This is a genomic window from Rahnella sp. PAMC25617 (assembly GCF_050606005.1).
In the GTDB taxonomy this organism is placed as follows: domain Bacteria; phylum Pseudomonadota; class Gammaproteobacteria; order Enterobacterales; family Enterobacteriaceae; genus Rahnella; species Rahnella variigena.
Genome location: NZ_JBOCUM010000008.1, coordinates 72,106 through 85,642, shown reverse-complemented (window position 1 = coordinate 85,642; position 13,537 = coordinate 72,106). Strand labels below are relative to the sequence as shown.

Sequence of the window (13,537 nt, the reverse complement as noted above, 5' to 3'; positions counted from 1 at the left end):
GCCCGCCGGTGCAGGGTATTCTCAGAAAATCCCGATAAACGTGACAATGTCACTCATGCGTTTGCCTCGCTTTCATCAGTTACGATTTCGTCATCGCTCAGACGGTCAATCACCGGATAGGCGACGGCGGCAATGTGATGATGCACACGCCGGTAATCACGCAGCACGCGCTGGAAAATATCACCGGATTCCGCCCAGGCATTTTTATCGTCACGCAGCTTTCTGAAGTGCTCGCGGCTGGCTGTCGCCTCTATCTGACGTACCACCTCTTTACGCGCCACCAGCTGATGCGCTGCCGCCAGATCCTCGCCAAGAAATGCGGTGATCGCCAGACGCAGACTCACCAGGATTTCCGCGTGCAGCAGGCCGATATTGTGCAGTTCGAATGCGCTGAACTGCTCGCCACGGCGTCCGCGACGGGTTGCCAGCTGCGTCAGGCTGCTGGAAAGAATGTCGCCTGCGTGCTCGATATTAATGACAAACATCAGGATTTCCTGCGCCCGGTCGGCATCTGAATCGCTCAGCCCTTCCTGCCCGATATCCGCCAGATAGGCGCGGATCGCCGCACTCAGCCCGTCGAGTGACTGATCGGCCTGCCTGATTTCGCCTGCTTTCAGCGGATCGGGAGCGGCAAACAGCGCACGCAGGCGGTCGAGCATAACGTTCAGCATGTCCGCAACCCGCAGTGATTCGCGCACGGAATTGGACAACCCGATGTAGGCAATATCCAGCCCCGCCTCGTCGAGATACATCGGCATACCCGGATCCGCCGGACGCGGTTCTTCCGGGAAAAACCGCTCCAGTGCGCGCGCCAGCGGACCGGTCAGCCCGATAAAAATAATGGCCAGAACGGCGCTGAACGCGGTATGAAACATCACCACCAGCTGCGGCGTGGTCAGTTCGAAAGCGGCGGCCAGTTTGCCGAGCAGCGGCATCAGCGCCAGAGCCACTACGCATCCCGCACCGCGCACCAGCAAATTGCCTGCTGGCAGACGGCGAGCCACGGCTGAACCCGCGTTCAGTAATGGCGGCAGCGCCCCGCCGATATTGGCACCCAGAACCAGCACCATCGCGGTAACCGGTGTCATCACGCCAGTGGCAGCAAGCGAGGCAATCAGCAAAATCACCGCCACGCTCGAGTGACAAACCAGCGTGAGAATAATGGCAACCATCAGCGCAATCAGCGTGTCGCCTTCCAGCCCCTGCATCACCGCATGAAATACCGGCGTGGTTTCGATATGTCCTAGCGTGGCGCTGAGCATCCCGAGCGCCAGCAGCATCTGGCCGAGGCCTATCAGCGCGCAGCCCGCACTTTCGAAACCGGAATGGTCACGAAGTTTAAACACCACAAATCCGCTCAGTATCAGCAAGGGAACGGCAATTTCGGTGTTGAAACTCATCAGCTGAACCACCAGCGTCGACCCGACATTCGCGCCGAGCATAACCGCCAGCGCCGGTGCCAGGCTCAGCGTTCCGGCGGCGGTAAATGAAGTCGCCATCAGGCTGACCGCGGTGCTGCTTTGCAACAGGCCGGTAATCCCGACGCCAGCAAGCAGCGCCATCCAGCGGTTAGTGAGATGCCGCCCCATCCAGTGACGCAGCGGCGTACCAAATCCGCGTTGCAGCGCGGTTGAAATCATGTGAGAACCCCACAGCAGCAGCGCGATGGCGCCTGCCAGATGCACAAGCAGTGTGGTTCCGGATTGAGTCGTCATAATCATTGTCATTCCCCTTTTTCAGGGTTGTTTTTGTGGTGTGAAAACCGTTACGAAAAGCAAGGTCACGATAAAAGCCGGTACAGTCATGGTGATGCTCCTGTCACCGGATAACGCGCAGATGAAACCGCAGTCTGTTATTTTCAGACAGCAGAAACCCTTCACCTTATTTCAGTGATCGGTATTTAATTATTTTCGCGCAGAATTCCCCGCCGTTTATTTTCCTTTAATTAAAAAGTTAATAAACAGAGTGAAATCGATCATGTGTCTTTTATTGATGCATAACTGACGCTGGAATTTTATTAAAGAAATAATAAAACGACCAAAGCCGTCAGACATGTGTCAAGACGATGTTCAGTGCAGCGAAATGCTGACGTTGAATCAGTGAAAGGAAATCCGACTATGTGGATCTTCGCTGTCAGAAACGATACAGCGTTGTTCCAGCTGACCGGTGACAGGACTGACCCGCCACGTGGTAACGCGGTGATTAATCTTGTTGATTTTAGAGGAAAAAATAGACGATGCGTCTTTCTTGCGGGCAGCCAACATCCTGTCACGGGACGGGCGGACACGCAAAGTGGATGTCATTGTTTTGACATCAGAAAAAAGGGTAGATTTGAACTTCATAACACACCTCGGGACCGTGACATTCAGGTTGAGGCAGGATTACACGAGAGCATCAGGCTCTGGCGAGGCACACCCAAACGATGAAATGATCACAATCGATTTTATGTTTACTGTTCCGGCACGCTATATCAGCGTCATCCGGCAAGCTACTGGTTACAGTGTCCATTAGTCTCTTATGTAAAGTTAATAAAGGCCGCTACTTGCGGCTCGTGCAATTTACCCATGCGCTATATTATTGTCAACCCGAAAACATTGCTTGATATGTTTCGTTTATATTTCAGTGAAGAAATAGCCGGACAGCATTCGCTGACCGGCTGACAGATGTCTCACCCGAATGTGATAACATCAGAAATTATATTGGATCCCTAACCTGAAACGTGTTTGTCTTTCGTCAGTGGTTTTCCGCACAGACACATTGCCGATTTGCGCATAAGGCGTCCACTGCTTATTAATATTGTAAGCGACTTTCAGATCCTGCTCATAATCCCATTTATCATTGTCGTAAAGGATTTGATCGCTGTGTTTATAAATATAATTATATTCAAAGCGCCAGTCGGCAATCCGATAACCTAACCAGATTTCACCACGATTAGTTTTACGGTCTTCGGTATTCTCTTTCGTATAACGGGTATATTCATAACGATAACGGGCATTAAAATAGATCCCGTTGTCGAATGTATAGCCTGCGGTTAAAAAAGGTTTATAGATGCTGCTGTCAGAACTGGACTCCAGCGTGAAGCCAGGCTGGATAAACACTTTAGGGGTGATCTTATACTGATAGCTTATGGTGCTTTCAGTACCGTTATCCACCAGATTATTAAAGGGTTTGTTCGGGTTGTCACCGCCGGACTTCCATTTGGCTTCCAGCGAGAAACCAAACCCGTTAGCGAAACGGTGTGACACCATCGCGCGGTCTTTATGCTGTTTACTGTCATCCAGCCATTCATGGCGAAGATCAATCGTCACGGCATGACTGCTGGCGCTGGCCAGCAGTAAGCCGCAGAGTATCAGTCTGCAATTTTTCATTAGTTCTAGATCCCAGAGATATTGAGTAATATTATTTATTTAAAATGGGTATTGCTTTTTAACTGCGCTGCATTCACTTTTTCTTCAGAAAGTCAGCGTAATTAAATCCGCCGTCTGAAAGACGGGTTATCGGATCCGGCAGCCGCAAAGAAATAAAATCTCCGGGCTGAATTTCTTTATTTTGTTTATTCATCGTTTTGTGGCCGGTATAAAAATAATTGCTGTCGTCCACATTGCCGGTCACGGCATCGTCATATTTACCCGGCGAGGTGCGCAAGGAAAGATTGCCTTTGAAGGTGCCCTGCTTGTCGGCCGTGGTGTAAGGCGACGGGCGGAACAGGAAGTTGAAGCGTTTGTTGTCCAGCGCGCGGTTGTTTTCGACCACCAGCGCACCGGGGTTGAAGTTATCGGTGAAACCGTCCATGCCGTTTTCGACCGCCACGCTGTCACGGATGATGTGTGCGACAGGCAATCCTTCACCGCCCAGTTTAAAACCGTTACTGCCGTTGTGAACAGACAGACTGTTTTCAATCGTCACGCTGCCGTTCGGGCCGTCCTCAATTTTGTTGAACAGGTCAAAGCCATCGTCAACATTGTCATGCGAATAACAATTCACCAGCCGGTTACCCTCTCCGACGCGCATTTTGACCGCGAAACCGTCGGCATTTTTGCGTCCCGGATCCTGATTTCCCCAGGATTCTGAATTGCTGATCAGGTTATGGCTGGCCCACAGCGCACGGCCAATGCCGTCCGGTGAGGCGACCCAGATGCCGGTATCATCGGCGTGATGGGCTTTCACGCGGTCAATATGATTGTAGCTGCCGGCAATGTGGAAGCTTTTCTGCGTGACAGTAATGTCCCGGATATTCCAGAAGCTCGCATCGAGCTTCAGCCCGTTAAACACCACGTTGTCGCCCTGCGCTCGCAGCGTTTTGCGATTCTGTTCCGTGCCGCTGGCCGTTGCCGGTATCACGCCAGCCGGATATTCCCCCTCTGCCAGCCACAAGGTGCCGCCCGGCGCTAACAGATTAACGGCACTGGCGAAATCAAGCGGATGTTGCGCGGAACCGTCGTTACCGGCCTCGCCCTGCGGGGACACGTGCAATTCATCAGGGTTGCTGACCAGTGCCATTTTCAGCGGAAATTCCAGCGTGACCGGTGTGCCGTTATCCGGCGTAAAAATTATCTGTAACGGCGTGACAGGCTGCTGTGCGTGGAATGGCGCTGTCATCACTTCGCCGCCGCGAACGGCGGTCTGGCGCAGTAAAGGTTTGCCATCCTGATCAATCTGCAACTGACCGTCACCGTTGGTACGCCACTGGATCACGCTGTCACGCCGGGTGATCAGTGGCGATGACATGACTTCGATACGCGCTCTAAGTGACGGTGTCACGTAAGGTGCGGAAGGTTGGGTATGCGCTTCATCCAGCGTCAGTTTGGCGTGACTGACGGTGATGCTGGCATTGCGGGAAGCAAAGAATCCGACGTAATAGCCGGTTTTATCCAGCTGCGTCACACGGTCAGCCCCAGCAACGGACTGGCTGATCCACTGGTCGCTGCTCTGCGGCGCGTAAGCGACATCAAAACTGTTATCCGTGCGGGTCAGGCGTAATGAGAAATGTGCAGGCGTGGTCAGCCGGTGGTAACTCTCACGCACGATGCTGATCCCGGTATTTCCCCACGGTTGTTGCACGCCCTGACGGGCAATCAGCGCCAGAACCGGCGGTTTATCGCCGCTAGCCATTACGCTGTTCATCACCATATTTGATGCGGCCGGTAATTCTTCAATGCCGGGTTTGGTCACGGGTTCACGAGGCGTACCCAGAATATCGCGCACCAGTAATCCGGCCCCTTCCTGCCCTGCCGGTTTTGCGCCGTTTTCCGGCCCGAACTGGTTGAGGGTGAAATCGGCCTCAAGACGGAAATTCACGTCAGCCGGTAATTTCGTATAGAAGTAGGTTAAGCCATCATGACTGTTACCGACCTTGCCGCCGCGGCTTTCCAGCGTAAACGGCGTGCTGAGCAACGTGCCGGCGGCAGGTACCGGTTTACCGTCAGCGAGCCGGGTTTCGTTCATGCCGATTTTTTGTGGCAAAACGTTGGTGGCAAAATTGACGTCAGTAGACTGACCAAACGTGATGCTGCGCCAGACCAGTTTACTGGCGTCAGGCAATGCAGCGGCGCTGCTTTGTGCGCACATCCCGAGGGACAGCGCGGCAATAACAAATTTTGATGCCCGCATAATCGTTCTTATCCTAAAAACGTGAGGGGTCGCTGGCCGGTTTCCCGGCCAGTCGGTGAAGTAAGAAATGCAGAGTTAAATCAGGGTTACGGTTTTTGCGTGGCGCTGACCATCGGTTTAGTCGCGTCCAGTTCAACGGCGGGAGTGTCGAAGATTTTGCGGCAAACTTTGCTGTTGCCCCAGCATTCTTCATACGGATAGCCGATCAGTTCTTCCATCACTGCGCGAACTTCCGGCTGAACGTCGGTGATCGCCCCGCCGGCTTTGATACGCGCCACTTCCCCCAGAACCACTAAGTGTGTTTTGCGGTTCAGTTTCATCTGGTGGCTGAATACCATCGCCATCAGTGCCAGTGCTATCACGCCGATGCAGAACACCAGCGCAATCGCCGTTACCGCGCTTTCAGGCTGCGTATGGGATTTAGACTGGAAACCGTAGAAGCTTAAAATCGCGCCCATCACGAAGACAATCACCGAGCGCATCAGTTTGCCGGAGAAGGTCATCGCACCGGCGTAAATCCCTTCCCGGCGGCGGCCGGTAAAGGCTTCATCAATATCAGCCAGGAAGGTGTAAACAGTCCACGGAATGTAATACACGCCACCGGTGCCGATCCCAAACACCACGGTGATCGTCAGCATCGCCACGGTCGCGTACTGTTGCGGCAGATGCAGGAAGTGCAGCAGGCTGTAGCATACGACCGAGAATACAACGATGCCGAGCGCCAGAATGTAAGGCTTGCTGAAGCCGTGCTTCACGCAAATTCCGATGAAAATGGCGGTGGAGAACAACTGCAGAATAGAGTTCAGACTGCTCAGCCCGGCCACCATCGTCGGATCATATTGCAGCACAAAGATGATGAAATACGTGAACACCGAGGCGAACAGCCATTCCGCGCCGAACCCGCACAAATACATGCCCAGATGCTTGCGGAATACGCGCAGGTGGAACGTGGACTTCATGTCCCGCACCAGCGTCAGCATGGTTTTGCCCAGCGTCATTTTCTTCTCATCCACCGGCGTGGTTTCTTCCACCGGACGTTCCCAGGAAGATAAATATAAGAGGCCGATGGCGATACACAGAATGACGCCGTAAGTCAGTGCGGTGAAGAAGAACGGCTCAGCGGAATCTTTGCCGTAAATCAGGATGAACTGACCCGGAATAAAGGCCGCCAGGAAGTTCGCCACTTTGCCGAAAATCGCTTTGTAGCCGGTCAGTTTAGAGCGGGCTGAGAAATCAGTGGTCATTTCGGTGGCCAGTGTTTCGTAAGGCACCATCACCGAAGTGTAAATCAGTTCGAACAGCACATAGGTGGAAAGGTAATACCAGAAACCGAAGCCTTCGACCCATAACAACGGGTAGAACATCATCAGCGGTACACCGAGCAGAATAAAGAAACGACGACGGCCAAAACGTTTGCCGAGACGCGTTTTGCCAAAGTTATCAGAAAGATAACCCATCAGCGGATTACTGATAGCATCAATGATACTGGCGACAGAGAAGATTGCTGAAGCCTGCAACAACGTCAGGCCGCAAAACGTGGTGTAGAAGTACAGCAACCAGATACCGGCGATTGCCAGTGCCCCGCTGCCCAGTAAGTTCCCGCCGCCATAGGCCAGCTGGTGTCTGAAAAGAATTGGTTTTTCTGCGTTCATAGTCGTCCCGCCCGGAGAGTGATTATAAAATTGAACCGCTGTTTCGATTTTATGGATATGGCGTTTTATATAGGCGAGGCGAATGAATAGATGTGAATTAGTTCACATTTGACACAGGAGTGTACGAATGAGCGGTCAGTTTTGAGATACGTGTAACAATATCATTCATAATTAATACACAATTTGCGCGACTATTGGGAATGAATTGGTTTTAATTCGAATGATTAGATAACTACGACTTATGAAACCGTGGCTTAAGCAAAGTGCAGATAAGAATTTCTAAAGGGAATTTTCCGTGAAGGTCGAGCATCTGGCGGGCGTTATCGGGGCTATGGCGTGCAAATTCAGGCAGAAAGGCCATTCCCTGGCCCTGTTGCCTGCTACAGCGAGTCATAATTCTGAGGATGTTGCTGTCAGCTTTTCAGCAGCGACGCAGTGCTTTCATGCAGTTCATCGAGCAGCGTGTAACGTTTGCGGTATTCGGAACGTTTCTTACTGGCAATCTCTTCCATCGGTTTGCGCGGCAATTCCAGGGGTACGTCATACAGTGCCGAGGAATACGGCGTCGCGCTGATGGAATCCCAGAATTCGTTATAACTGGCGACAAACACATTTTTCTTGCGGTGACGGTAGCGCAGGCTGCGGAAAACGTGGCCGGTATCGCTCACGGCCAGAATGCGCTGAGCGCCGGTCTCTGCCGCGACGCGTTGCAGGCTTTCCAGCAGCAGGCGTTTTGGGAAAAGCCCGTAACAGGATTTCGTCGCCTGTTTAATGACTTCATGTGGCGTCGAGCGGTGTGCGCCCTGGAATCCCCCGACGATCATCGTCGGCCCTTCCGGGCGCTGCACAATGCTGAAGGTCAGCGCCGCCAGCAAGGTGTCTTCCATATACAGGAACATATTGGCTTCGCCTTCGCGCTCGGATTTACCGATGGAACCCAGTACCACGCGGAAAGCTTCGCCATCTTTACCGGTGAACTGCGTCACGGTGTTCCCCTTTTCGCTGAGGAAAGTGTTACGCATTTGCACGTTTTCGAGGCTTTTGACGAACTCGTAGTGATCCACCAGCGCATCCGCACGACCGGCAGAAGGCAGGCCAAGATGCAGATAGGGTTTGTGGATTTTGCTGGGCAGTTTGGTTTGAATGCTGAATGCTTCCTGCCAGACGGGTTCACTGGCCATTTTATTGAGCACTTTCAGGGTATCAAGCGGGTGCAGCAAGGTACGCACGGCGTATTTCACACGGAACATCCGGTCACGCCACAGATTATCAGGCACGCACGCGCCGCTCAGCAGATCCATAAACAAGCTGAATCCGCTGCTTTTTTTGATTGTTTCTTCAACGCCGATTTGTCCGGAGGAAAATGTGCCGTTGAGGGATTCGGTTTCGTTAAGGGATGAGTGTTCCATGATCGGTTTCCGCTGCCTGAAATAATCACGGTATCACCCGATTTTTAAACATCTTTACAACGTAGAATTAAAGAGAACGCAATGCAGGTGGGAAAATGACGAGCGTTTAGTTGCCGTTTACATATTCCTGACATTAACCTCTTTCTGCCTCCTGATTGTGCGAAGCGTCGGAGAGTACATAAGGCTTTCCGCGGATAGATACTAAATGTCTGAAAATTGTCTTTTTTACAGGGACTGCTAATTGTCAGACCTCTTGCACAGGCATAACGTATACCCCTCAATACATAAAGGGATTTGATTATGTCCGTACCAGACAGGATTCTCTCGTAGATGATTGGACATTTATAGGAACGAGGGAACGCGGGAATTTTCGTCTTATCCTCTCAGACCCGATGGTACTGGGGTTTCTGATGGTTGTATCACCTTTTATAACCATACGGATTTTAACGTTTTGCGGGATTATTAGCTTCGCGCTCATACGATGATTATTCCTGTCTTAGGCCAAAAAGCGTATGGAGAAATTGAAGTTCTGGGAGATATCAATGCACCATGCCTGCATTTCTAGCGCGTTGAAAATTGTTTGGCGGTTGGTGCTGTTCATTGTCATTACATGGCTTTTGATACCTTTAAACGAGTCAGTCACACACTATATTTACCTGATAACTGATCCGGTTGTGGAGTTTTATCATTCTTTTTTAGGATTTGATGCAGGTGACCGCGGGGATATGGAAGAACTTACGTTTCTAATATTTTCGGTGACTACTACATCAATTATTGCTACGTGTTTTATAGCCGTCATTGAAGCATCTTTTAGAAAACTAATGCGGATGTTACGGGGGATATGAATGCGCCATGCCTTATTCTGTAAGATAGCGGTGCGGCTGGCGCTTTTTATTTTTATAGATTACTACCTGTTGTCGCCCTTTCCCGGCTGGCTGATTGATTATGAATACATCAAATCGATAGCCATCGCGGATTATTTTGATCAACTGATGAAGCCAGATTACGGAGAGCCGCCGTGGCCTGGATTGCAGGATGATATTTTTGTCGTGCTCTTGTCTGTTACTGGATTGATCCCTACCCTGTTAATAATGGTTATTATTGAAGCAATAGTGAAAGCAGTTCAGAGGAGTATTAAACGTAAAAAGTTAAATTAAACCCGGTCAATGCCGGGTTATTTATTTATGAATACAAAAACATGAATAGAATAAATTAGCGCATGACTATTTATTCTCTACAAATTCAAATGCCAGCCGCAGCTGTTCCGCATTCGGATTTCCAGGCAACAGATGAATGGATTCTCCGGCCTGTAATGTGCGTTCAATCAGGCGCGACATCTGCCGTTCATCGTGAATATCCACCTGCAATTGCGCCAGACTGACCGGCAAATCCAGCACTTTGTACAGTGCGGTTAACTGCTGCACCACTTGCGGCTGATTGAGCAACGCGCTTTGCACCAGAATGCCATACGCCACTTTCGTGCCGTGCAGAAACGTATCGGTTTGCGGCAATGCGGTCAGGCCGTTGTGTACGGAATGCGCCGCCGCGATACGCGTATAATGGTCGCCCAGTCCGCCGACTAATCCTCCGCCCGCGATAATCGCGTCCAGTACATTGAGAAACGACTGCGTCAGCTGATTATCATCCTGCGCCTGCAACGCCGCTTCGCTTTCATTGAGCAACACATCCCGAATGGTCAGCGCAGTATTCAGGCCGAGCTGAACGGTTAAGGGCAGTTTTTCCGGCTGCGGGCTGAGCACCACGGCTTCGTACCATTTCGCCAGCGTATCGCCGATACCGGCCAGCAGATATTCCTTGGGCGCACGCAGAATAATGCGTGGCTCGACCAAAACCAGATGGTTAGCGTCGTTAAAAATTTCATAACGCAACGCCTGCCCTTCATTGTTGTACCAGACAGACAGTGGCGTCCAGGCGGCACAGGTCGCGGCAATGGTCGGGATAGCGACAACCGGCAATCCCAGACGTCGCGCCACGACTTTGGCAGTATCCAGCACTGCACCGCCGCCAATGCCGATCACTACCTGACGGTCATTCCCGCCAATATCCGCAATACGCTGCACCTCGGTTTCGCTGCAATGCGCTTTAAACAGAACCCGTCTGGCCTGCGAAGCGGTAAAGGCTTCCGGCAGGAAATCCTGTGCTGCCACTAAGGCACGCTCGCCGTAAATCCACAGCGCGTTATCCAGTTGCGCCGGTGTGTAGAAGTCGCTCAGCCGGTCGATAGCACCGGGGAACGAAAAATAACTGGCGGGGCCGGTGACCACGCGGATATCTGTCTCACTCATGGGGAAATCCTTAATTTAGAAGCTGTTATCATCCTACGCCCGGACATCCGGATGGCTAATAATCTTTGGCATTAACTTATGCCTTTTCGTTCGTTGCCATTCATTCGCGGGTCATCAAAACTCGGGCAATCAATTCATTAACTCAATATAAGAGCCTGTACAAGGCCTGTCATGAATTGTCCTCCCGTTAAAATGATGATTAACCACACAGGGTAATAACCATGAAACTGTTTTCCTCGTCGTTACTGGCGTTAAGTTTGCTCTCCGTTTTCCCTTCTTTTGCCGCCGGCACCGCGCCAGTACCGAAAGCCATCAGCGATCATAAAGGGCCGATACGCATTGCAGTGATCCGCAATCTGGGCTCAGACGACAACACGACGCAGTTTGTCTCCGGCGCGATTCAGGAAGGCCGCAAGCTGGGCTTTCAGGTGAATACATTTCTCAGTAACGGTGATGACGCCAAATTCCAGGACTTTGTGAATCAGGCGATCAGCCAGAAATACGATGGCATTATTTTGTCACAAGGGCGCGATCCCTATTCCACCGAACTGCTCAAACGCATCACCGCCAGCGGCATTGCCGTTTCAGTGTTTGATACGGCGGTCAACGGTGACATTCCCGGTGTGACCGTTACCCAGCAGGACGATGCGTCGCTCACCGATCTTTCCGTCGGTCAGCTGATTAAAGATTTCAATGGCAAAGCCAATATCGTCAAACTGTGGGTCGCCGGTTTCCCGCCAATGGAACGTCGTCAGGACGCGTATAAAAAAATCTTAGCCGCCAATCCGGGCATTCATGAGCTGGAATCCGTCGGCGCGGTGTCTTCTGACGTTCAGGGGGATACCGCAAATAAAGTCGGCGCGCTGCTGGCGAAATACCCGAAAGGCAAAATCGATGCTATCTGGGGAACCTGGGATGCGTTCAGTCAGGGCGCGTACAAAGCCCTGCAGGAGAATGGCCGTACCGAAATCAAACTCTACAGCATTGATATTTCCAATCAGGATATTGGTTTGATGCGCGAAGCCAACAGCCCGTGGAAAGTCAGCGTGGCGGTCGATCCGAAACTGATTGGGGCGATCAACATGCGTCTGGTTGCCAGTAAAATTGCCGGTGAGAAAACGCCTGCCAGCTATGAATTCAAAGCCGCAGCCATTCCGCAGGCGCTGCTGGTCAGCAATCCTGACGCGGTAAATGTGGCGTCGCTGGCGAAAGTGATCCCGGGCTGGGGTAAATCCGATGATTTTATTGCGCCGTGGTTCGCCACGCTTGAAGCGCAGCACAAAAAATAAGGCCTGAAGATGACTACACATTCTCTCCCCACGCCGGAATACAGCCGGAATATGCGGCTGATCGGCCACAGCGATCAGGGCGGAAAACCTGACGGCGTGCAGGTCATGGTTCACCGTGGTTATGCCTATATCGGTCATATGGTGTCGCAGGGCTTTTCCATTGTGGATGTGCGCGACCCTAAAAATCCACGCCCTGCCGGTTTTTTCGCTGCGCCTCCGGGCACCTGGAACGTGCATTTACAGGCGCACGACGATTTACTGCTGGTGATCAACGCGCGGGATTTGTTCGCCGACGTGCGTTTTGCCGATGAAAAAGTCTATTACACCCGCTCCGTCAGCGAGACAGTCCAAGGCACGCAACAGCGTGGATGGAGTGCCGGTGTACGTATCTTTGATATTTCGCTGCCCGATCAGCCAAAAGAGATTGGCTTTCTCGGGCTTGAAGGGATCGGTGTGCATCGTATCTGGTACGTCGGCGGGCGCTGGGCGTATGTGTCCGCGCTGATTGACGGCTACAGCGATTACATTTTCCTGACCATTGATCTGGCCGACCCGCGCAATCCTCAGATTGCCGGTCGCTGGTGGTTGCCCGGAATGCACACCGCTGGCGGTGAAACGCCGGACTGGCCGGAAGGTAAACGCTACGCATTGCATCACGCGATCATCAGCGGTGATACCGCCTATGCCAGCTGGCGCGACGGCGGCCTGACACTGCTGGATATCAAAGACCGCAGCGCGCCGCAGCTGATTTCACACCGCAACTGGAGCCCGCCATTTGGCGGCGGCACGCATACCGCCCTGCCGTTGCCGGACCGGGATCTGCTGGTCGTGCTCGATGAAGCGGTGCTGGATAATCAGGAAGATGGCGAGAAGCTGATCTGGGTATTTGATGTGCGCGAGCCGTCGAATCCGGTGAGTATTTCGACCTTTCCGCAACCGGAGGAACGGGATTACGTCAGCAAGGGCGCGCATTTCGGGCCGCATAATCTGCATGAAAACCGTCCCGGTAGCTTTGTCAGTTCGACGCTGATTTTCGCCACCTATCAGAATGCCGGAGTGCGTGCGTACGACATCAGCAATCCGTATCAGCCAAAAGAAACCGGTGCGCTGGTGCCCGCGCCACCAGCAAGCATGATGGATAAACGTCCGGGCAGGCCGCAGGTGATCCAGTCCTGCGACGTGTTTGTCGATGCACAGGGCATTATCTACAGCACCGACTACAACGGTGGTTTATCAATCATCGAATATCTTGGCTGACGCCCTGCCCGTAC

At 52.2% G+C, this 13,537-nt stretch carries 9 protein-coding genes; 3 read left to right on the top strand and 6 right to left on the bottom strand.

All coding sequences use genetic code 11. The features are described from left to right. Window positions 1-53: 53 nt before the first annotated feature. From ACM615_RS11780 to ACM615_RS11760, 5 genes are all read right to left on the bottom strand, one after another. Window positions 54-1,715: a Na/Pi cotransporter family protein gene (locus tag ACM615_RS11780; protein ID WP_113878205.1), complete on the bottom strand. Its 1,662-nt coding sequence runs from the start codon at window positions 1,713-1,715 to the stop codon at window positions 54-56. 972 nt (window positions 1,716-2,687) lie between these two features. Then, on the bottom strand, window positions 2,688-3,368 hold the full coding sequence (locus ACM615_RS11775) for an oligogalacturonate-specific porin KdgM family protein (RefSeq protein ID WP_129640034.1): 681 nt from the start codon (window positions 3,366-3,368) through the stop codon (window positions 2,688-2,690). 73 nt (window positions 3,369-3,441) lie between these two features. Then, window positions 3,442-5,610 carry a right-handed parallel beta-helix repeat-containing protein gene (locus ACM615_RS11770; RefSeq protein ID WP_431011940.1) on the bottom strand — a complete coding sequence of 723 codons (2,169 nt, stop codon included), beginning with the start codon at window positions 5,608-5,610 and terminating at the stop codon, window positions 3,442-3,444. Between the two features lie 86 nt (window positions 5,611-5,696). Continuing rightward, window positions 5,697-7,262 carry an MFS transporter gene (locus ACM615_RS11765; RefSeq protein ID WP_113878183.1) on the bottom strand — a complete coding sequence of 522 codons (1,566 nt, stop codon included), beginning with the start codon at window positions 7,260-7,262 and terminating at the stop codon, window positions 5,697-5,699. A 413-nt stretch (window positions 7,263-7,675) separates the two neighbouring features. Next, window positions 7,676-8,671 carry a VirK/YbjX family protein gene (locus tag ACM615_RS11760; RefSeq protein WP_431011939.1) on the bottom strand — a complete coding sequence of 332 codons (996 nt, stop codon included), beginning with the start codon at window positions 8,669-8,671 and terminating at the stop codon, window positions 7,676-7,678. 845 nt (window positions 8,672-9,516) lie between these two features. Here ACM615_RS11760 and ACM615_RS11755 point away from each other — a divergent pair. Then, on the top strand, window positions 9,517-9,828 hold the full coding sequence (locus ACM615_RS11755) for a hypothetical protein (RefSeq protein WP_120163594.1): 312 nt from the start codon (window positions 9,517-9,519) through the stop codon (window positions 9,826-9,828). A gap of 66 nt (window positions 9,829-9,894) precedes the next feature. On the opposite strand, the gene ACM615_RS11750 is transcribed toward ACM615_RS11755, so the two are convergent. Continuing rightward, a complete protein-coding gene (locus ACM615_RS11750; RefSeq protein WP_431011938.1) occupies window positions 9,895-10,977 on the bottom strand; it encodes an oxidoreductase in 1,083 nt (360 codons plus the stop codon). 221 nt (window positions 10,978-11,198) lie between these two features. Here ACM615_RS11750 and ACM615_RS11745 point away from each other — a divergent pair, with 221 nt between their 5' ends. Then, window positions 11,199-12,266 (top strand): sugar ABC transporter substrate-binding protein, encoded by a 1,068-nt coding sequence (locus ACM615_RS11745; protein ID WP_431011937.1) that lies wholly within the window; start codon window positions 11,199-11,201, stop codon window positions 12,264-12,266. A 9-nt stretch (window positions 12,267-12,275) separates the two neighbouring features. Then, the gene (locus ACM615_RS11740; protein WP_159282771.1) at window positions 12,276-13,523 is read left to right on the top strand and encodes an LVIVD repeat-containing protein; all 1,248 of its coding nucleotides are present in this window, start codon (window positions 12,276-12,278) and stop codon (window positions 13,521-13,523) included. Window positions 13,524-13,537: the final 14 nt, after the last annotated feature.

What these genes read in the sequence shown, in the direction of transcription:
- ACM615_RS11780 (WP_113878205.1), bottom strand. Translation starts at nt 1,715, where the DNA reads ATGACGACTCAATCCGGAACCACACTGCTTGTGCATCTGGCAGGCGCC.
- ACM615_RS11775 (WP_129640034.1), bottom strand. Translation starts at nt 3,368, where the DNA reads ATGAAAAATTGCAGACTGATACTCTGCGGCTTACTGCTGGCCAGCGCC.
- ACM615_RS11770 (WP_431011940.1), bottom strand. Translation starts at nt 5,610, where the DNA reads ATGCGGGCATCAAAATTTGTTATTGCCGCGCTGTCCCTCGGGATGTGC.
- ACM615_RS11765 (WP_113878183.1), bottom strand. Translation starts at nt 7,262, where the DNA reads ATGAACGCAGAAAAACCAATTCTTTTCAGACACCAGCTGGCCTATGGC.
- ACM615_RS11760 (WP_431011939.1), bottom strand. Translation starts at nt 8,671, where the DNA reads ATGGAACACTCATCCCTTAACGAAACCGAATCCCTCAACGGCACATTT.
- ACM615_RS11755 (WP_120163594.1), top strand. Translation starts at nt 9,517, where the DNA reads ATGCGCCATGCCTTATTCTGTAAGATAGCGGTGCGGCTGGCGCTTTTT.
- ACM615_RS11750 (WP_431011938.1), bottom strand. Translation starts at nt 10,977, where the DNA reads ATGAGTGAGACAGATATCCGCGTGGTCACCGGCCCCGCCAGTTATTTT.
- ACM615_RS11745 (WP_431011937.1), top strand. Translation starts at nt 11,199, where the DNA reads ATGAAACTGTTTTCCTCGTCGTTACTGGCGTTAAGTTTGCTCTCCGTT.
- ACM615_RS11740 (WP_159282771.1), top strand. Translation starts at nt 12,276, where the DNA reads ATGACTACACATTCTCTCCCCACGCCGGAATACAGCCGGAATATGCGG.